This window comes from Burkholderia sp. KJ006 (assembly GCF_000262695.1).
In the GTDB taxonomy this organism is placed as follows: domain Bacteria; phylum Pseudomonadota; class Gammaproteobacteria; order Burkholderiales; family Burkholderiaceae; genus Burkholderia; species Burkholderia vietnamiensis.
In genome coordinates this window covers 545267-563403 of sequence record NC_017921.1, presented here as the reverse complement: position 1 = coordinate 563403, position 18137 = coordinate 545267, and the positions used below count along the sequence as shown (strand labels likewise).

Sequence of the window (18137 nt, the reverse complement as noted above, 5' to 3'; positions counted from 1 at the left end):
CGGCGCATCGCATGCCGATACGCAAGCGATGCCTCTGCCTCGAGCCGGAAACCGACCACTACAAAAATACGCTCGCGCGTATCCACCCCTCATCCCACGACCGAAGCAACGCCCTGCCAGCCGCAGGGGTACTCGCTCCCGAGCTTGACGAGGTAGAACGATCGTTCTACTGTAAACGCATGAACACGCCCCAAGACCTCACCCCAGAACCGCCCGTGCGCGACCGCCTGCTCGACGCCGCCGAGGCGCTGATCTACTCGGGCGGCATTCATGCCACGGGCGTCGACGCGATCGTGAAGCGCTCCGGTGCCGCGCGCAAGAGCTTCTATTCGAACTTCGAATCGAAGGAAGCGTTGGTCGTGGCCGCGCTCGAGCGCCGCGACGCGCGCTGGATGACCTGGTTCGTCGACGCGACGCTGGCGCGCGGCAAGTCGCCGCGTGCGCAGTTGCTCGGCATGTTCGACGTGCTGCGCGAATGGTTTGCGCAACCTGACTTCCACGGTTGTGCGTTCCTCAACGCGTCCGGCGAGATTGCGGACCCGGACGATCCGGTGCGAGTCGTCGCGCGGATGCACAAGGCGCGGCTGCTCGCGTTCGTGCGCGAGCGGCTCGACGCGTATGCCGATGAAGCGGCGATCGAGCGCCGCGGGCTCGCGCGCCTCGCGCGTCAGTGGCTCGTGCTGATCGACGGTGCGATCGGCGTGGCGCTCGTCAACGGTGATCCGACCGCCGCGCGTGACGCACGCGCAACCGCCGAACTGTTGCTCGACACGGTGTCGCGAGCAGCGAATTAGCGTTTCCCGACCGGCTGCGCGCGACCGCATGCAGCCTGAACCCTCCACAGGAGCATCCCATGTCCGTTTCCCCCGAAGTTCGTCCGCCCGTACCGCCGTTCACGCTCGAGACGGCGCGCCAGAAAGTGCGCGCCGCCGAGGATGCGTGGAACACGCGTGATCCGCAACGCGTGTCGCTCGCATACACGCCGCAGAGCCGGTGGCGCAATCGCGCCGAATTCGTGACGGGCCGCGACGAGATCGTCGGCCTGCTGCAACGGAAATGGGTGCGCGAGCTCGACTATCGTCTGATCAAGGAGCTGTGGGCATTCGACGGCAATCGCATCGCGGTGCGGTTCGCGTACGAATGGCATGACGACGCGGGCAACTGGTTCCGCTCATACGGGAACGAAAACTGGGAATTCGACGAAAACGGACTGATGGCGCATCGCCATGCGAGCATCAACGATCTGCCGATTCGCGAAGCGGACCGGCTGTATCACTGGCCGCTGGGCCGCCGCCCGGACGATCATCCGGGGCTGTCCGATCTCGGGTTGTAACGCAACACGCAGGAAGACGCGCGGCGTTCGTGTTCAACGGTGAGGGAATACGGGAGCCGCGCTGAGGTGAGCGTTTTCGGGAGAACATGGCTTTAGCGCGCGACGGTGTGACGACTCGAGCGCGGCGACTCACCGATCGATCTTCGCAGCCAACGGTGCGAGTGCGCGGACGCGCAAAGCACGCCTATTGACCAGACATCGACACCGTGCCTTCCGCCAAAGGTGCGCGACGACCGATCGTGCATCTCACCGCCGACGATCTTGCGCGCCGCGCGCCTTCCACGGAGTCCGATCAGCCGGCGATCCGCGCGGCGATCGCCTCGCCGACTTCCTGCGTTGCCGCCTGGCCGCCGAGATCGCGCGTGCGCGGCCCGTTGCGCAGTACGTCCTCGATCGCCGCGACGATCGCATCGTGCGCTTCGCGTTCGCGGCCCGCGCCGTTGCCGAGGAAGTCGAGCATCATCGCCGCCGACCAGATCATCGCGATCGGGTTCGCGATGTACTGGCCCGCGATGTCCGGTGCGGAGCCGTGCACCGGTTCGAACAGCGACGGAAACGTGCGGTCCGGGTTCAGGTTCGCCGACGGCGCGATGCCGATCGTGCCGGTGCAGGCCGGCCCGAGGTCGGACAGGATGTCGCCGAACAGATTCGACGCGACCACGACGTCGAAACGATCCGGCTGCAACACGAAGCGCGCACACAGGATGTCGATGTGCTGCTTGTCGACCGCGATATCGGGATAGCGCTCGGCCATTTCGGCAGCGCGTGCGTCCCACCACGGCATGCTGATCGCGATGCCGTTGCTCTTGGTCGCGACGGTGAGCCGCTTTGCGCGGCGCTGCGCGAGCTCGAACGCGAACTTCAGCACGCGCTCGGTGCCGTGGCGCGTGAAGATCGACTGCTGCATCACGACTTCGCGCTCGGTGCCTTCGAACATCGTGCCGCCGACCGACGAATATTCGCCCTCGGTGTTCTCGCGCACGATCATGAAGTCGATGTCGCCCGCCTTGCGGCCGGCGAGCGGCGACGGCACGCCGTCGAACAGGCGCGCGGGCCGCAGATTGATGTACTGGTCGAATTCGCGCCGGAATTTCAGCAGCGAGCCCCACAGCGAGATATGGTCGGGCACCGTCGCGGGCCAGCCGACCGCGCCGAACAGGATCGCGTCCACGTCCGACAACTGCGCCTTCCAGTCGTCCGGCATCATCTTGCCGTGCTGCGCGTAGTAGTCGCAGCTCGCCCAGTCGATCTGCTCGAACTCGAACCGGATGCCGAAGCGCGCCGTTACGGCGGCAAGGGCGCGCAGGCCCTCGGGCATCACTTCCCGGCCGATGCCGTCACCGGGAATGACGGCGATTCTGTAGGTGCTGTCGGACATGCAAGTCTCCTTTACTGATGAGGGGCGCCCGCGGCGTGCGCAGCGGGACATGCGGCCATTCTATTTATTTCCATTCAGATTAAAATCGCTCGAAAGGTTAATCCACTTTCCACGAATCGTGAACAAATCACCGAACCTCGACGACCTGCGCGTGTTCAGCCTGGTCGTGCGCCTGACGAGCTTCAGCGCGGCCGCCGAGCAGCTCGCGGTGTCGCCCGCGTACGTGAGCAAGCGGATCGCGCTGCTCGAGGCGCAGCTCGGCACGCGCCTGCTGCATCGTTCGACGCGCCGCGTGACGGTCACGGACGCCGGTGAACGCGTGTTCGCGCGCGCCGAGAAGATTCTCGACGATGTCGATCATCTCGTCGAAGACGTGTCGACCACGCGCACGGTGCCGCGCGGCACGCTGCGCATCTCGAGCAGCTTCGGGTTCGGGCGGCATGTCGTCGCGCCGGCGCTGCTCGATTTTTCCGCGCGCTATCCGCAGCTGAACGTGCGGCTCGATCTGTTCGACCGGCTCGTCGATGTCGTGGGCGAAGGCTACGACGTCGACGTGCGCATCGGCGACGAGATCGCCGATCACCTGATCGCGCGCCGTCTCGCGGCGAACTATCGCGTGCTGTGCGCGTCGCCCGAGTACCTCGCGCGGCGCGGCACGCCGCGCACGCTCGCCGATCTCGCGTCGCACGACTGTCTCGCCATCAAGGAGCGCGACCATCCGCTCGGCGTGTGGCGGCTGAACGTGCGCGGCGAAACGGCGACGGTGAAGGTCGGCGGCGCGTTGTCGACGAACCACGGCGAGGTGGCCGTGCAATGGGCGCTCGCCGGACGCGGGATCGTGCTGCGTTCGATCTGGGAAGCGGGTCCGTTGATCGAGCGCGGCGAGTTGCGTCGCGTGCTGCCGGACGCAATTCAGCCGGCGAACATCTGGGCGGTGTATCCGGAGCGTGTGGCGGCTTCCGCGAAGGTGCGCGTGTGCGTCGACTTTCTGGCGGATGCGCTCGCCGGGTTGAATGCCGCGGCGGGCAACGATGCGGGCTGAAATCGGCGAAAGGTGAGCTTTTACGGGGGCATGAGTGCCATCGGCGAATCATGCTCGCCTGCCGACTTGCCACCACGTACAGGTGCGACGGCCTGCGGCGGGCGCCGACGCGCGATCAGCGGCGAAGCACCCTGCAGGCTGACGATTGTGCCTGCCTTCAACCCAACGCCGAAGGCTCAAGCGCAGGACACCGGGTTCAAAGCCCAAACCTAAAGCTCACGTCCCCTGCGCCACACTCATCGCCCCGAGCATCAGATCGAGATTCTGCACGGCCGCGCCGGACGCTCCTTTGCCGAGATTGTCGAACACCGCGGACAGCAGCACCTGGCCGTGCTCCTCGTTGACGAACACACCGAGCCGCAGGTCGTTCGTCCCGTTCAGCGCTTGCGGATCGAGATGCGCGATCGCGCGGGTGTCCGCGAGCGGCATGACGTCGACGTGGCGCGCGCCGGCGTAATGGTGCGCAAGACAGGCTTGCAGCGTCTCACCGGTCACGCCGGCGGACAGAAGGCGCAGCTCGATCGGCACGGTGAGGACGATGCCCTGTCGATAGGCACCGTAGGCCGGCACGAACAGCGGTCGGTGCGCGAGGCCGGCATGTTGCTGGATTTCGGGCACATGCTTGTGCGCGAGCGTGAGGCCGTAGATCTGCAGCGGTTTCGCGCGGGCAGCGTCGTTCGATTCGAACGCGTCGACGGCAGCCCGGCCGCCGCCCGAGTAACCCGACACCGCATGGATGCTCACCGGATAGTCGCGTGGCAGCAGTCCGGCCTGCTGCAGCGGCCGCAGCAGGCCGATCGCGCCGGTCGGATAGCAGCCGGGGTTGGTCACGCGCCGCGCGCCGGCGATGGTCCGAGCGTGTCCGGCGGCCATCTCGGGAAAGCCGTAGACCCACTCCGGGTCGGTGCGATGGGCTGAACTCGCATCGATCACGCGTACGGCCGGATTGCGGATGAAGCCGACCGCTTCACGCGCGGCCGCGTCGGGCAGGCACAGAATCGTGAAGTCCGATGCGTTGATCGCTTCGGCGCGCCGCGCGGGATTCTTGCGCTCGGCATCGGGCAGCGTGACGAGCCGCAGGTCGGTGCGATCGCGCAGGCGCTCGTGGATCTGCAAACCGGTCGTGCCTTGGTCGCCGTCGATGTAGACAGTGGCGTGATTCATGATCGTCGTGTTCCGCGTTTCGGGCCTCGGGAAAGCCGTATCGTCCACTGAACGCCTAGAATTGGAAAAGTTGAATTTTCTGACCACAGGATTCAGAGTTCCTGAACGAGAGGTGGGAATGCGGGAGATCAGTCTGGACCGGCTGCGCACGCTCGTCGCGATCGCCGACCAGGGTTCCTTCGTCGCCGCTGCGCAACTGCTGCATCTTGCGCCGCCGACGGTCAGCCTTCATGTCGCCGAACTCGAAAGCAGGATCGGCGCGCCATTGCTGTCGCGCACGCGCGGCAACGTGCGGCCGTCGGCCATCGGCGCGGTGTTGGTCGAGCGCGCGCGCCGCCTGCTGGCCGACGTCGAAGCGACGCTCGACGACGTTGAGCGGCAAGTGCAGGGATTGACCGGGCGCGTACGGCTCGGCGCATCGACCGGCGCGATCGCGCATCTGTTGCCGCAGGCGGTGGCGCGGCTGCGCGAGCACCATCCGGACATCGACGTGCAGATCGCCGTGCTCACGTCGCAAGACACGCTCGCGCGTCTTGCGCAGGGCACGCTCGACGTCGGGCTCGTCGCGTTGCCGCAGCCGGCGGTCGCGGGGTTGTCGATTCGCGCGTGGCGGCGCGATCCGGTGCTCGCGTTTCTGCCCGCCGACTGGCAAGCGCCGGCGCGGGCGACGCCGGCGTATCTGGCCGCGCGTCCGTTGATTCTCAACGATGCGACCACCCGCTTGTCGCGGCTCACGACGGAATGGTTCGCGCTCGGCGGCCACCGGCCCGAGCCGCGCATCGAACTGAACTACAACGATGCGATCAAGAGTCTGGTCGCCGCGGGTTACGGCGCGACGCTGTTGCCGCACGAGGCCGGCGCGCCGCTGCCCGATGCGCGTATCGTCATGCGGCCGCTACGCCCGGCGTTGCGGCGCGAGCTCGGGATCGCCCATCGTGCCGGCCCGGTCGAGCGGTCGACGCAGCACGTGCTCGACGCGTTGTGGGCGCTCGGCGTGCGATAGCAAGTCGCGGGGGGTAAGCCTCCACTCGAAAGCAACGCATCGAGAGCGCCGCCGTGGCCGGCCATTACAGCCGATGCTCCTTCGCGAGCATCAACACACGCGCCCAGCGCTGCGCATCGCGCCGGTCCATCATCGGCAACTTCCACTCGCTTCGCACTCCGTCGCGCACGCGCACGAGCAGATACCAGCGGCCGTCGCTTGGCTTGGCGTCGCAGCCGTCGAGCTGCGACAGCGTATAGCGGCCGTCCGCGCCGTCGTGCGACAGCCACAGCAGCCCTTGCGTCGCGGACACGCGCAATTCGCCCCATCCGCGCTGTTCGATATGGGTCCAGCCCGGCTCCCGCGTATTCGGTGCGATGTCGCGACGGCGCTTGAGCCACCACGCAATCAGCGCGATCACGGCGACGGCGGCGAGCACCGCGGCCGCCATCGCGACTGGCTGGCCGAACTGCGCGGCGATTACGTGAAACAGATGAACGGCCCCCCATCCGAGGGCGATGAGCGCAAACAGCGCAAGAAAAATCGGCATGTCGAATCGGAAATGAGAACGGGCCGGCGCAGCGAGCGCGCGGCCCGTTGCAGACGGCATCACCGGTGGCGGTGAATGTCGTGCGTGACGAAGCCTGCGTCGTTGACGGGCAGCGCGAGGCCGTCCTTGACCGCGAGCGTCTTGCGGATGTCGTCGAGACCCGCGGACCAGTGGTCGCGCATCGTCGACAGACCGAACTGGTAGTCCTTGTAGTGATGCTCGTAAGCCTTCTGCTGATAGATCAGATGTTGAACGTTGTACTTCTTGCCGCTCGACATCGCTTCGGCTTCGACGCACCACGGATCGTTCTTGCGCTGCGCTTCGGGCACCTGTTCGAGCACGTGCCGCAGCACGTTGCGAAAGCGCTGTTCGCGTTGCAGCGTATCGGTCACCAGACGCGTGCGGCTCGAATACTGCACGTCCTTCGTGCGTTCCGCGACGTCGGCCATCGTGCGCGGCAGCGGCCCGCGAGCGCTCCACAGATCGACCTGGAACGCGAGCGTGTCGCGGCGCGGATGCGCGCGCAGCACCTCCATCAGCGGCGTGTTCGACACGATGCCGCCGTCCCAGTAGTACTCGCCGTCGATCTCGACCGGCGGGAACGCCGGCGGCAATGCGCCGGACGCCATGAAGTGCTCGGGCTCGAGCCGGATGCGCGCGTTGTCGAAGTACACGAAGTTGCCGGTGCCGACGTTGACCGCGCCGACCGACACGCGCGTCTCGCCCGAGTTGATTCGGTCGAAGTCGCACAGCTTGAGCAGCGTCGCGCGCAGCGCGGACGTGTCGTACCAGCTGATCTTCTCCGGATGATCGGACACGCCGGGCAGCGGCGGCGGAAAGCGCGGCACGAAGAAGCCCTGCTGGCCCTGCATCATCGCGCTGGCGGCCTGCGATGCAGTGAAGAACGTGCGGATCTGGTCGATGCTGTTGAACAGCGCGAATTCGAATGCGGCCGGCATCGCGGGAAAGTACGCGGGCTGGCAGATCGTCTCCCAGAATTCGCGCAGCCGTTCGACGCGATGTTCGGGCGCGTTGCCCGCGATCAGCGCGGTATTGAGTGCGCCGATCGAGATGCCGGCGATCCAGTCGAGCGGAATGCCGGCCTCGTGCAGCCCTTCGAATACGCCGGCCTGGTAAGCGCCGAGCGCGCCGCCGCCCTGCAGGACGAGCGCGATCGTTTCGTATGGCAGCGACCGCGCCGTTGCCGGTGCACCGGCCTCGTGTCGCAGGTCCGTCGCATCGACGGCCTGCTTTTCTGTACGCGCGTGCGGTTTCATCAGTTGCTCCGGGAAATCCGCCGTCGACGGCGGGGATGAACGGAGCGACGTCGACCGACGCGCTCCGTTGCGAGAATAAGCCGTGGTTCGCGATGCGCCTCCGTTCCGGAGGCGCGCAAGGCGCGCGACGTTATTGCATGAACCAGCCGTGGCTGACGACGAACGACTGGCCGGTGAGCGCGGCGCTCGGGAACGCCGACAGGAACAGCACCGTCTGCGCGACGTCCTGCACCGTCGTGAACACGCCGTCCACCGTGTTGCCGAGCATCACCTTCTTCACCACTTCTTCTTCGCTGATGCCGAGCTCCTTCGCCTGCTCCGGAATCTGCTTGTCGACCAGCGGCGTGCGCACGAAGCCCGGACACACCACATGCGAGCGCACGTTGTGCTTCGCGCCTTCCTTGGCCAGCACGCGCGCGAGCCCCAGCAGCCCATGCTTGGCCGTCACGTACGCCGACTTCAGCGGCGACGCCTCGTGCGAGTGCACCGAGCCCATGTAGATGACGACGCCGCCGCGATCGTCCTTGTACATGTGCTTGAGCGCAGCCTTGGTCGTGAGGAACGCGCCGTCGACGTGAATCGCCTGCATCTTCTTCCAGTCGGCGAACGAGTAGTTCTCGATCGGGTTGACGATCTGGATGCCCGCGTTCGACACCAGGATGTCGACCGAGCCGAACGTCTCGGCGACCTTGTCGATGCCGCTGTTCACCGCGTCCTCGTTGGTGACGTCCATCGCGACGCCGATCGCCTTGCCGCCGGCCTTGTTGATCTCATCGGCCACCGCGTTCGCGCCGTCCTGGTTCAGGTCGGCGATCGCGACGGCCGCGCCGGCCTTCGCCAGCTCCAGCGCGATTTCCTTGCCGATGCCGCTCGCGGCGCCCGTGACGACTGCGGTCTTGCCATTCAGGTTGCTCATTTCGAATTTCCCGTGGTGAAGGATGGACAGGGGAAGCCCCTGGGACGTGCTGGTTACTGAGCCAGATAATCGTAGACGACTTCGCCGAGCCCGAGCGTCAGATCGGCGACGATGTGACGGGCCTCGACGATCTCGAGCACCGGCAGGTCGGCCACCGGCGCCAGCGCGTGCGGCGCCAGCTCGAGCGACGCGGGGCCGGTCCACGCGCCTTTCATCTTGATGTCCTGCAGGTAGTAGCGCACCAGTTCGCACACGCGCGCGGAGCCGTCGACGTGCGGGATGATCTTCAGCAGGAAGTTCGGGCCGGCGAGATGCTTCATCTGCTCGTCGAGGTCGAGTTCCTTGTGCTTGTAGCCCATCGTGCCGGTCGCGACGCGCACCTTGCCGTAGTCGAGCGTGCCCAGGATGTGATCGGTGTTCACGTGCAGCGTCGGCGACGCGAGCTTCTTCGGAAAGCCCCACAGTTCGCGGCCGCCGGCGATCGGCGGATGATCGTCGAGATACATCGCGAGCGTGTAGCCGCCGGCCTGCCCGTTGTATTCGACCGGAATCACCTGGCCGCTTTCGGTGTAGTCGCCGAAGCCGGTTGAATCGGCCATGCGGATGAATTCGTAATGCACGAGCGGCTCGGCAATCTGTAGCGGCTCCGGGACGACCGCGCGCAAGCGCTCGGGATCGGTGCGGTACGTGATGATCACGAACTCACGGTCGACGAAACGATACGGGCCCATCGGAAAGGCCGGGCTGGTCAACGGCATCGCAAACGCTTTGGATCGGACATCGCTGGGCTTCATGCGGACTCCTTGTTGTCGAGCGCTACGGGGGTGAGTGGGTCTAAATCGTATGCCTGTGCGTTGCCGTTGTGCGATGCCGCATCGGGAATTAATTGTTGCCGATTTCGGATCCGTTGCGGCGTAAATGTTGAGATGAGTGAGTTGAACCACGGCGATCGCCCGCGATGGCCGCATTTCCGGGGCACGCAGCGATGCCGCGATATGAAAAAGGTGAGTATTTACGGGAAGGTAGGTGAGCCTTCGCGGGCGAAGGTGGCGCGGGAATATGTCAATTGTGTGAACTCTTGCTGCGGTGCACGTTCTAAGTGCGTTCGCGCGCGGGCCGCTTCGGCTGCCGTCGTCGCGCGTTAACGATCACATAAGCGAGTGAGCACTAGCATCGTTCGCATCCGACCGGCGCGCCCGGTCTCCCCATCGGCCCACACCTGACCGGATTCATGCAGAACCTCAATCTCACCCTGTTCGACGCCGTCAATGCCGGCGCCGCGCCGCACCCCGCGGTGGCCCGCGTCGCCTTTTTCGCCGCCGACTGGCTCGTCTACGCACTGCCTGCGATGCTGCTGCTGACGTGGATCTTCGGCGAACGCCCGACGCGGCGGCAGGCCATCGAAGCCGGCGCCGGCGCGTGCGTGGCGCTGGCGCTCGCGCAGGTGGTCGGGCATTTCTGGTTTTCGCCGCGGCCGTTCATGGTCGGCGTCGGTACGCAACTGATTCCGCATGCGCCGGACAGCTCCTTTCCGAGCGATCACATGACGTTTGCATGGAGCCTCGCGACCGGCATGCTGCTGGCCGGTACGACGCGGCTCACCGGATTCGTGATGGCCGCGATGGCCGTCGCGATCGCGTGGGGGCGTGTGTACGTGGGCGTTCACTGGCCGTACGACATGGTCGGCGGCGTGCTGGTCGGCACGGCCGGTGCGCTGGCTGCGCACCTGTACGGTTACCGGGCCGTCGATCTGCTCGAACGCATCGGCGACGCGGTGCACGCGGTCATGATGGGGCGCGAGCGCACGCCGTGAGCGGGCTGCGGCGCGCGTGAAGCGCCGGTTGCCGACGTCAACCGGCTGTCTTGGCCGCGTCGGCCGACGCCGACGTGCCGCCGCCCGCTTCGTGCAGTTCGGGCGTTTCGCCCGTATGCCGGGCGGCGTCGCGTTCGAGCGAACTTTCCTTGAGGATCGCGCACATCGCGACGAACAGCGCGAGCGCAACGGCCGCCAGGCCGCAATAGCCGGCGATCTTCAGGTGGCGAAGGAAAGGCGAAGCGGGGTTTGCTTTTGTCATGACCGGGCGCTCCTGGGCGGACTGCGGCGGCTGTCGCGCGACAGCGGCGTCGCAGACATACATATATACCAGCCGCGGCGCCGATGCCAAGCCCGCCGCGCGAAAGCGCCCGTTGCGTCAGTCTTCCAGCGTTTCATGCACGGCCGCTGCGCCGCGCTTCCAGTATGCGGCCGCGCGGATGCGCGACTTGTCGATCCCGCGCTCGCCGCTCAGGTGCTGACGCACCGCGCGCATCGATTGCGCTTCGCCTGCGGCCCACACGTATCCATCGCCGGAGGACGGCAGCGGCAGCTCGCGCACCGCATTCAGCAGCGCATCGCCGTCGGTTGTGTCGGTTGCGTCGGGTTCGGCGCGAAAGCGCCAGATTTCGTGCACGTCGGCACGCGTGTCGAACGCGATTTGCGCGGTGCGATCGGCCACTTCCAGCACCACCGCCACGCGCGCGCCGGCCGGCAACTCCTCGAGGCGGCGTGCGACGGCCGGCAGCGCCGTGTCGTCGCCGATCAGCAGATGCCAGTCGAAGTCGGTCGGCACGACGAACGAGCCGCGCGGCCCGCCGATACCGAGCCACTGGCCGACGCGTGCCTGCGCTGCCCATTGCGATGCGGGGCCTGGATGGTTCAGCACGAACTCCAGGTCGAGTTCGCAGGCGGCGCGGTCGAAGCGGCGCGGCGTGAAATCGCGCGCGACCGGTTTCGGCTCGCCTGCCGGGAATTCCGGGCCGTTCGCGCCGAGCGTCGGCAGCGCCGGTCGCTCCGCGCCGGGCGGCGGGAAAAACACCTTCACGTGGTCGTCGAACGACGACGATTCGAAATCCGCGAGGTCGGCGCCGCCGAGCGTGACGCGCAGCAGGTGCGGCGTGATCGCACGCACGCGCACGACTTGCAGCAAGCGGAATTTGAGCGGATGGCGCACGCGGGTCACGGTGCGCTCCGGTGTGTTCTGTATCAATCCGTGCTCCTGATGGTTTGTGGTGGTGCGGCGTGGGTTACGCGCCGCTGCCGCCTTCGATTTCGGCCGTCGCGCGGCGCATGATCGCTGCGATGCGACGCTGCTCGTCGGCGTCGGCGGCGCTCTTGTGGAGCAGCGCGCGCTTCAGTGCCAAGCGAGCCGCGACGAATTCCGGCAGCCAGCCGGCTTGTGCATCGTCCGCTGCTTCGCTGCCCGCCGATTCGCCGGCGAACGCACGCCGCATGAATTCCATCTTGCGGGCGAGGTGCGTGAGACGCGCGAACAACGTGTCGACGCGTTCGCGCTGGGCATCGAGATGCGCGCGGCCGGCGTCCGTCAGCGCGTAGCGTTTGCGGTTGCCTTCTGCTTGCGAGACGACGAAGCCGACTTCCTCGAGATAGGTCAGCGCCGGATAGACCATGCCGGGGCTCGGGCTGTAGAAGCCGCTCGAGCGCGTGTCGAGCGCCTTGATGAGTTCGTAGCCGTGGCTCGGTTGTTCGGCGACCAGCGCGAGCAACAGCAGTTGAAGGTCGTCGGAGCTGAACTGGCGGCCGCGCGGCATGCCGTCGTCACCGAAATCGCCAAAGCCGCCGCGTCCGCCACGGCCGCCGAACGGGCCGCCGCCGAAGGGATCGTGGCCGCGGCGATGACGGCCGATCGCGTGCCGCAGGCTGGCGAACCACTCGAGGCCGGGATGATGGCCGTGGCCGCCGCAGCGGGCGTCGCCATCGAAAGGGCTGTGTCGCATGATCGTGTCCTATATGTCGGAAAACATATCTAAAGATATATATCGAAAGATAGGGTGTCAAGGGCGAGATTTGGGGTGGGATGGGGTTGAAGGGTGGGGCTCCACGAATGGGGCTGCTCCTCGCCTATTGATGTAAGGAATTGCAGCGCCGCGGCGCGCGACTTTACGCGTGCCGGTTGTACTCGCATTCGTGCCGAGTGCAGGGAGGTCGCTTGCCGTGTCGCTCGCGTGCTGGCCGATCGCGATTGCGCATCGTCCGGACGCGATCGCGCCGAAGCCGATCGGCCGCGACCGTGGCGTTCGCATTGACCGCCGTACTGCCATACCGATGGTTGTCGATAATTCGCCGACTGCCGTCGCCAACTGTTCGGCGCATCCGATACTCATCCCGTCTGACCCATACGAATCCATGCGATGAACACGAGTGCGGCTCTCTCGGCCGCGATGTGATCGACCAAATTCGATGTCTCGTTGGCCACGGTCCAAAACGCGGCCAAACGCAGCCCTCAGCGCACGCATTTCGCGAGCACCAGACCGTTCGCGATACCTCCCATCGCATTTCTCACTACTAAGATTCCGCCGCCGATCCGTGGTCGAGACAATCCGCTCCGTACGCAATTTTGCGTGCATTCAATTCGACAAAAGTTACGGATAGGAAAATGAAAAAGATTTTGGCAGCAGCGGCGCTCGCCGCAGTTTCGGCATCGACGTTTGCGGCGGCGACCCCGGGCACGATCCGGTTCCAGGGCGAGATCGTCGCCGGCGCATGCGGCATCAGCCAGGAAACGCTGGACCAGACCGTGTCGCTCGGTCAGGTTCCGTCGCACGTGTTCAAGAAGGTCGGCGATCGTTCGGAGGCGAAGAATTTCAACATCGTGCTCACCGACTGCGATACGTCGACGCAGACCAACGCGTTCTTCACGTTCACGGGCGCGTCCGACGCCACCAACGCAGACCTGATCGCCACGACCGGCAGCGCGAGCAACGTCGGCATTCGCCTGCAGGCGGGCGCGAACGATTACCTGAAGAACGGCACCGAGCAGTCATCCCCGGTTGTGCTGTCGAAGAGCGGCAACACCGTGACGTTCGGCGCGATGTATGAGGCGACGGCCGCAGCGGTCACGCCGGGTATCGCGAACGCGGTCGCCAACTTCACCGTGCGCTACCAGTAATCGCCGGGAGCTCCTGGGGGGAGCTCGGCTCCCCCCGTTCCACGCATTCGTCCGGCTGATCAATGTGAACACCCCCCGTCGCCTTCTCGGCATCCTCGTCACCTGCCTGCTGACCGCCAAAACCGCGCACGCCACCGAATTCAACGCCGACTTTCTGGATGTCGACGGTGCGAAGGACGTCGACCTCGCGCAGTTCACGCACGCCGACTACACGGTGCCCGGCACCTATTTGCTGGACGTGGTCGTCAACGGCAGGCTGCTGGCGGCGCGTGCCATCGACTATGTCCAGGGCAACCAGCCCGGCACCAGCGTCGCTTGCGTGCCGGCCGACCTCGTCGCGCAGATCGGCCTCAAGCAGACGTTGCTCGCCACGCTGCCGCGCACGTACGACGGCCGCTGCATCGACCTGCTCGCGATCGACGGCGCATCGGTGCGGCACGACCGCGCATCCGCGCGCCTGCGGATCGCGATTCCGCAGATTGCGTTCGAATACAGCGACCCCGACTACATACCGCCCGCCGCATGGAGCGACGGGATCCCCGGCGCGTTGCTCGACTATCGCGTGATCGGCAACACGTCGCACGGTCACGGCACGCATTCGAGCACGGTGCAAAGCTATGGAACAATCGGCGCCAATGCCGGCGCATGGCGCTTGCGCGGCGACTATCAAGCGCAGCTCGCGTCCGGCGGCAACGCAAACTTCGGCGGCAGCTCCAAGACGTTCCAGTTCAACCGGCTATACGCGTTCCGGGCGTTTCCGCAGATTCGCTCGACGGTATCGCTCGGACAGAGCTATCTGAATTCCGACATCTTCGACACGTTCGCGCTCGACGGCGCGACGCTGCAGAGCGACGACCGCATGCTGCCGCCCGGCATGCGCGGCTATGCGCCGCTGATCACGGGTGTCGCGCATTCCAACGCGACGGTGACGGTGTCGCAGCAGGGGCGCGTGCTGTATGCGACCCGCGTGCCGGCCGGTGCGTTCGCGTTGCAGGACTTTTCCGCGAGCGTGCAGGGCACGCTCGACGTGACCGTGCAGGAAGAAGACGGCAGCGAGCAGCGCTTCACGGTGCAGAGCGCGGCCGTGCCGTTCCTCGCGCGCGCAGGTGAATTGCGTTACCGCACGGCGGTCGGCAAGCCGCGGCTGTTCGGCGGCGCGGGTATCGATCCCGCATTCGGTTTCGTGGAAGCCGCATATGGCTTGCCGCACGAGATCACGATCTACGGCGGGGCGCTCGGTGCGTCGGGTTATGCGGCGCTCGCGTTCGGCGTCGGCAAGAATCTCGGCGCGTTCGGCGCGGTGTCGGCCGACGTGACGGCGGTGCGCGCCCGGCTGTGGTGGAGCGGTGAAACGCGCGTCGGCCGCTCGTATCGCTTCAACTATTCGAAGCACTTCGATTCGATCGATTCGGATGTGCGCTTTTTCGGCTATCGGTTCTCCGATCGCACCTACACGTCGTTTCCGCAGTATTTCGGCGATCCGACTGCCGCTGGCCTCGCGCCCGGCAAGCAGCGCTACTCGATCAGCCTCGCGAAGCGCGTGATGGACGTGTCGACGTTCGTGTCCTACGACCATACGAGCTACTGGAATCGCCCGTCGGACGAGCGGATCGGCGTGACGGCCGCGACGGCCGTGCGGATCGGTTCGCTGCGCAACGTCTCGCTGAACCTGTCGGCGTACCGCACGCGCGGTGGCGGCGGCAGCGGCAACCAGCTGTTCGTGTCGGCGACGATTCCGTTCGGTTCGCGCCAGACGGTCACGACCAGCGTCGCATCGACCAGCGGCGGCGGCACGAACGTGACGGCCGGCTATCTCGGCGGCACCGACAAGGGGCTCTCCTATTCGCTGTACGCGGGGACGACCAACGGCGCCGCATCGGCGAGCGGCAATCTGCGCAAGCAATTCAGCTCGATCATCGCGAACGTGCAGGCGGCAGCCAATACGCGCTCGAACACGTCCGCGTCGATCGAACTCGATGGCTCGTTCGTCGCGACGCAGCACGGCGTGACCGCGCATGCGAACAGCTACAACGGCGATACGCGCCTGCTGCTGTCCACCGACGGCGTGCCGGACGTGCCGTTCTCGGGCACGCAGGCGAGCTCCGACGCGCGCGGCTACGCGGTGATCGGCGCGGTATCGCCGTTCAGCACGTTCGACGCGCGGGTCAACACCAATCGCGCGTCGTTGCAGACGACCGTGTCGAACCCGGTGCAGCGCGTCGTCCTGACCGACGGCGCGATCGGCTACGTGCATTTCGATACGACGCACGGCCGGAACGCGCTCGTCGTGCTGCGCTTGCCGTCAGGCAAGGACGCGCCGTTCGGCGCATCGGTGGTCGACCGTCGCACCGGCAAGGAAGTCGGCATCGTCGGCGAACACGGCGTGACCTATCTGACCGGTGTACGCAAGGACGCCGAGCTGGTGGTGCGCGTGGTCGACCGCGACATCTGCCGGCTTCCCGTCCTTCCTGAATCGATGACGCTCGGCGCCGATCCGATTCCACTCGATTGCGCCGAGCCCGACACACTTTCCCGGAGATAAATGATGAATTCGAACCCGTTGATGCGGCTCGCGGCCGCCGTCGGCGTGACGATGCTGATCGCGGCTGCGACCGTGCATGCGGCCGTCGTGCCCGACCGTACGCGCGTGATCTACGACGGCGATGCGCAGTGGCAGAGCGTGACCGTGGCAAACAAGAGCGAGAAGTACCCGTACGTCGTCCAGTCGTGGATCGAGGACGAGCACGGCAAGAAGATCACGTCGCCGTTCATGGTGCTGCCGCCGCTGCAGCGGATCGAGCCGACGGAGCGCAACGTGTTGCGAATCGTCCGGTTGCCGGGCGATGCACTGCCGAGCGATCGCGAATCGGTGTTCTATCTGAACATCCGCGAGATTCCGCCGAAAACGGATGCCGTCAATGCGCTGCAGATCGCGCTGCATTCGAAGCTGAAGCTGTTCTATCGCCCGAAGGGGCTGCAGCCGGCGGCCGACGAAGATCCGACGCTGCCGATGACGGTGCGTCTCGATCCGTCGACGCACAGGCTCGTGCTGGACAACCCCACGCCGTATCACGTCACGGTGGTCAAGCTGTTCGCCGGGGAGAGCAAGACACCGCTGAAGTTCGGTGGCCTGATGGTGGCGCCGATGTCGGCCGCGACCACCGACGTGGCAGGCCCGCTGCCGGCAACGCTGTCGGTCGTGCACATCAACGACTCCGGCGGCGAAACCGCCGTCAGGTACGCGTGCGATGCATCCGCTTGCCGGAGCCAACCGAAATGAGCGCGGCGATTTCGCGCCGCGGCGTGCGTGCCCGTCTCATCGGGCTGTTCTCGCGCGCAATGTTGCTGCTCGGCTGCCTGGTCGTCGCGCAATCCGCGTGGGCCGTCCGGTGCGTGACGAGCGACGGAGTCGACCGGTTCGTCCAGCCGATCGGCTCCGTGCAGACCTATCCGATCAACGCACCCGACGGCTATGTGATCTGGATCTCGCCGACGCGCACGACCACCGGCTACTGTTACAAGGATCTTGGCGGCGAGTCGCTGACGTTCGACGATCCGATTTCGTTCTACGCGAACCCGAACGGCGAGAGCCCGCTGGCGTGGGGGCTCGAGATTGGCATCCGCTATCGCGGCGTCGACTATTTCGGGGCGGGCAACCAGCCGGGCACGGGGGTGCCGACCGGAATCGTCGTGCCGCCCTGTAGCCGTCGGGATTTTAATAAGTTGGGGGGATGCCCGAGGATTCCGGTCAGCATCACGTATCAGGTCGTCATCAGGAAGGCGGGGACGTGGGTGGGGATTCCGCAGGACAGCTATGCGGCGTTCCAGTTCGACGGCGTGAAGGGGATCAATGCGCGCAACACGAGCTTCCGGTACACCCTGAGCGGAATGCAAAACCTGAAGCCGTCACCCTGCGTCGTCGACGTGACCGTGACGCCCGAGCCGGGCCTCGTCGATTTCGGGAAAGTGAAGGCGACCCCGACGGGTTTTTCTCCGGAGACGCCGACTCAACCGTTCTCGCTTGCGCTGGACAAGCGGCAATGCGACACGCCTGTGAAGATTCAGGGGTACTTCGACACGCCGAATCCGGTGCAGGGCAACGTCGTCCTGCCGTCAGCCGACAGCGGCTTCGGCGTCGAGATTCTCGACCGCAACGGGCGCCAGGTGCCGCTGCGCGAGCCGTTCGATCTTGCGAACTTCTCGGCGACACAAGCGCGTATCGACGTGCCGATGAGCGCGGTGCTAAGGTCGTTGGGGACACCGAAGATCGGTCCGTTCACCGTGACGGCGACGGTGCAGATTCTCTACGATTGAGGTCGCCGGACACCGCGGAACGCGTCGCTCGCGCTGCGGGTGGTGAAGACGACGAAAGCGGTCTCTTCGTTATCCGCAGCGCGAGCGCCGGCTTGCCTCCCACGTCGGCGACGCACTTCCGCACGTGGCAACTGAGGACGGTACGCGCATCCATCGTGTTTGCGACGTTCCGACGCCGGCTTTCTTTCGACTACGTCGACGTCTACCGCAGCAAATCCCAGTCGCCGCTCGGCTA

18 protein-coding genes are annotated in these 18137 nt (G+C 66.1%); 9 read left to right on the top strand and 9 right to left on the bottom strand.

Features of this window, described 5'->3' with window-relative positions; all coding sequences use genetic code 11:
• Positions 1 to 179 precede the first annotated feature (179 nt).
• Together MYA_RS16655 and MYA_RS16650 are read left to right on the top strand one after the other, a co-directional pair.
• On the top strand, positions 180 to 794 hold the full coding sequence (locus MYA_RS16655; RefSeq protein ID WP_041494037.1) for a TetR/AcrR family transcriptional regulator: 615 nt from the start codon (positions 180 to 182) through the stop codon (positions 792 to 794).
• Between the two features lie 59 nt (positions 795 to 853).
• On the top strand, positions 854 to 1333 hold the full coding sequence (locus MYA_RS16650; RefSeq protein ID WP_011881127.1) for a nuclear transport factor 2 family protein: 480 nt from the start codon (positions 854 to 856) through the stop codon (positions 1331 to 1333).
• Positions 1334 to 1625: 292 nt separating this feature from the next.
• On the opposite strand, the gene MYA_RS16645 is transcribed toward MYA_RS16650, so the two are convergent.
• Positions 1626 to 2711 carry a tartrate dehydrogenase gene (locus MYA_RS16645; protein ID WP_011881126.1) on the bottom strand — a complete coding sequence of 362 codons (1086 nt, stop codon included), beginning with the start codon at positions 2709 to 2711 and terminating at the stop codon, positions 1626 to 1628.
• 118 nt (positions 2712 to 2829) lie between these two features.
• On the opposite strand from MYA_RS16645, the gene MYA_RS16640 reads away from it, so the two are divergent.
• Entirely contained in the window at positions 2830 to 3753 is a 924-nt protein-coding gene (locus MYA_RS16640; protein ID WP_011881125.1) for a LysR substrate-binding domain-containing protein, read from the top strand.
• 216 nt (positions 3754 to 3969) lie between these two features.
• Here MYA_RS16640 and argC read toward each other — a convergent pair whose 3' ends face one another.
• A complete protein-coding gene (argC, locus tag MYA_RS16635; RefSeq protein ID WP_011881124.1) occupies positions 3970 to 4917 on the bottom strand; it encodes an N-acetyl-gamma-glutamyl-phosphate reductase in 948 nt (315 codons plus the stop codon).
• A gap of 118 nt (positions 4918 to 5035) precedes the next feature.
• Here argC and MYA_RS16630 point away from each other — a divergent pair, with 118 nt between their 5' ends.
• Positions 5036 to 5920, top strand: a complete 885-nt coding sequence (locus MYA_RS16630) for a LysR family transcriptional regulator (protein ID WP_014724251.1) — start codon at positions 5036 to 5038, stop codon at positions 5918 to 5920.
• Positions 5921 to 5984: 64 nt separating this feature from the next.
• Here MYA_RS16630 and MYA_RS16625 read toward each other — a convergent pair whose 3' ends face one another.
• The 4 genes from MYA_RS16625 to MYA_RS16610 all read right to left on the bottom strand — a co-directional run bounded on the left by MYA_RS16625 (position 5985) and on the right by MYA_RS16610 (position 9436).
• The gene (locus MYA_RS16625; protein WP_014724250.1) at positions 5985 to 6449 is read right to left on the bottom strand and encodes a hypothetical protein; all 465 of its coding nucleotides are present in this window, start codon (positions 6447 to 6449) and stop codon (positions 5985 to 5987) included.
• Positions 6450 to 6508: 59 nt separating this feature from the next.
• A complete protein-coding gene (locus tag MYA_RS16620; RefSeq protein WP_014724249.1) occupies positions 6509 to 7726 on the bottom strand; it encodes a DUF3734 domain-containing protein in 1218 nt (405 codons plus the stop codon).
• Between the two features lie 130 nt (positions 7727 to 7856).
• Positions 7857 to 8642 (bottom strand): 3-hydroxybutyrate dehydrogenase, encoded by a 786-nt coding sequence (locus MYA_RS16615; protein WP_014724248.1) that lies wholly within the window; start codon positions 8640 to 8642, stop codon positions 7857 to 7859.
• 53 nt (positions 8643 to 8695) lie between these two features.
• Positions 8696 to 9436, bottom strand: a complete 741-nt coding sequence (locus tag MYA_RS16610) for an acetoacetate decarboxylase (protein WP_014724247.1) — start codon at positions 9434 to 9436, stop codon at positions 8696 to 8698.
• 437 nt (positions 9437 to 9873) lie between these two features.
• Here MYA_RS16610 and MYA_RS16605 point away from each other — a divergent pair, with 437 nt between their 5' ends.
• Positions 9874 to 10455: an undecaprenyl-diphosphatase gene (locus MYA_RS16605; protein WP_014724246.1), complete on the top strand. Its 582-nt coding sequence runs from the start codon at positions 9874 to 9876 to the stop codon at positions 10453 to 10455.
• Between the two features lie 37 nt (positions 10456 to 10492).
• Here the strand turns inward: MYA_RS16605 and MYA_RS16600 are convergent, their stop codons facing one another.
• The 3 genes from MYA_RS16600 to MYA_RS16590 all read right to left on the bottom strand — a co-directional run bounded on the left by MYA_RS16600 (position 10493) and on the right by MYA_RS16590 (position 12416).
• The gene (locus MYA_RS16600; protein ID WP_014724245.1) at positions 10493 to 10717 is read right to left on the bottom strand and encodes a hypothetical protein; all 225 of its coding nucleotides are present in this window, start codon (positions 10715 to 10717) and stop codon (positions 10493 to 10495) included.
• Between the two features lie 117 nt (positions 10718 to 10834).
• Positions 10835 to 11668, bottom strand: a complete 834-nt coding sequence (locus MYA_RS16595) for a siderophore-interacting protein (RefSeq protein ID WP_014724244.1) — start codon at positions 11666 to 11668, stop codon at positions 10835 to 10837.
• A gap of 37 nt (positions 11669 to 11705) precedes the next feature.
• Entirely contained in the window at positions 11706 to 12416 is a 711-nt protein-coding gene (locus MYA_RS16590; RefSeq protein WP_041494036.1) for a PadR family transcriptional regulator, read from the bottom strand.
• A gap of 659 nt (positions 12417 to 13075) precedes the next feature.
• On the opposite strand from MYA_RS16590, the gene MYA_RS16585 reads away from it, so the two are divergent.
• The 4 genes from MYA_RS16585 to MYA_RS16570 all read left to right on the top strand — a co-directional run bounded on the left by MYA_RS16585 (position 13076) and on the right by MYA_RS16570 (position 17902).
• Complete coding sequence (locus MYA_RS16585) at positions 13076 to 13588, top strand: fimbrial protein (protein WP_011881114.1); 513 nt, start codon at positions 13076 to 13078, stop codon at positions 13586 to 13588.
• A 64-nt stretch (positions 13589 to 13652) separates the two neighbouring features.
• On the top strand, positions 13653 to 16130 hold the full coding sequence (locus MYA_RS16580; protein ID WP_014724240.1) for a fimbria/pilus outer membrane usher protein: 2478 nt from the start codon (positions 13653 to 13655) through the stop codon (positions 16128 to 16130).
• Positions 16131 to 16868 (top strand): fimbrial biogenesis chaperone, encoded by a 738-nt coding sequence (locus MYA_RS16575; protein WP_014724239.1) that lies wholly within the window; start codon positions 16131 to 16133, stop codon positions 16866 to 16868. It begins immediately after the preceding gene.
• Complete coding sequence (locus MYA_RS16570; RefSeq protein ID WP_011881111.1) at positions 16865 to 17902, top strand: fimbrial protein; 1038 nt, start codon at positions 16865 to 16867, stop codon at positions 17900 to 17902. Before MYA_RS16575 ends, MYA_RS16570 begins: the two co-directional genes overlap by 4 nt.
• The last annotated feature ends 235 nt before the right edge of the window (positions 17903 to 18137 follow it).

Bases quoted from the DNA above. Each gene is read 5' to 3' on its own strand.
- MYA_RS16600 (WP_014724245.1), bottom strand. From the start codon at position 10,717: ATGACAAAAGCAAACCCCGCTTCGCCTTTCCTTCGCCACCTGAAGATC.
- MYA_RS16630 (WP_014724251.1), top strand. From the start codon at position 5,036: ATGCGGGAGATCAGTCTGGACCGGCTGCGCACGCTCGTCGCGATCGCC.
- MYA_RS16625 (WP_014724250.1), bottom strand. From the start codon at position 6,449: ATGCCGATTTTTCTTGCGCTGTTTGCGCTCATCGCCCTCGGATGGGGG.
- MYA_RS16590 (WP_041494036.1), bottom strand. From the start codon at position 12,416: ATGCGACACAGCCCTTTCGATGGCGACGCCCGCTGCGGCGGCCACGGC.
- MYA_RS16645 (WP_011881126.1), bottom strand. From the start codon at position 2,711: ATGTCCGACAGCACCTACAGAATCGCCGTCATTCCCGGTGACGGCATC.
- MYA_RS16575 (WP_014724239.1), top strand. From the start codon at position 16,131: ATGATGAATTCGAACCCGTTGATGCGGCTCGCGGCCGCCGTCGGCGTG.
- argC (WP_011881124.1), bottom strand. From the start codon at position 4,917: ATGAATCACGCCACTGTCTACATCGACGGCGACCAAGGCACGACCGGT.
- MYA_RS16655 (WP_041494037.1), top strand. From the start codon at position 180: ATGAACACGCCCCAAGACCTCACCCCAGAACCGCCCGTGCGCGACCGC.
- MYA_RS16570 (WP_011881111.1), top strand. From the start codon at position 16,865: ATGAGCGCGGCGATTTCGCGCCGCGGCGTGCGTGCCCGTCTCATCGGG.
- MYA_RS16605 (WP_014724246.1), top strand. From the start codon at position 9,874: ATGCAGAACCTCAATCTCACCCTGTTCGACGCCGTCAATGCCGGCGCC.
- MYA_RS16620 (WP_014724249.1), bottom strand. From the start codon at position 7,726: ATGAAACCGCACGCGCGTACAGAAAAGCAGGCCGTCGATGCGACGGAC.
- MYA_RS16650 (WP_011881127.1), top strand. From the start codon at position 854: ATGTCCGTTTCCCCCGAAGTTCGTCCGCCCGTACCGCCGTTCACGCTC.
- MYA_RS16610 (WP_014724247.1), bottom strand. From the start codon at position 9,436: ATGAAGCCCAGCGATGTCCGATCCAAAGCGTTTGCGATGCCGTTGACC.
- MYA_RS16615 (WP_014724248.1), bottom strand. From the start codon at position 8,642: ATGAGCAACCTGAATGGCAAGACCGCAGTCGTCACGGGCGCCGCGAGC.
- MYA_RS16585 (WP_011881114.1), top strand. From the start codon at position 13,076: ATGAAAAAGATTTTGGCAGCAGCGGCGCTCGCCGCAGTTTCGGCATCG.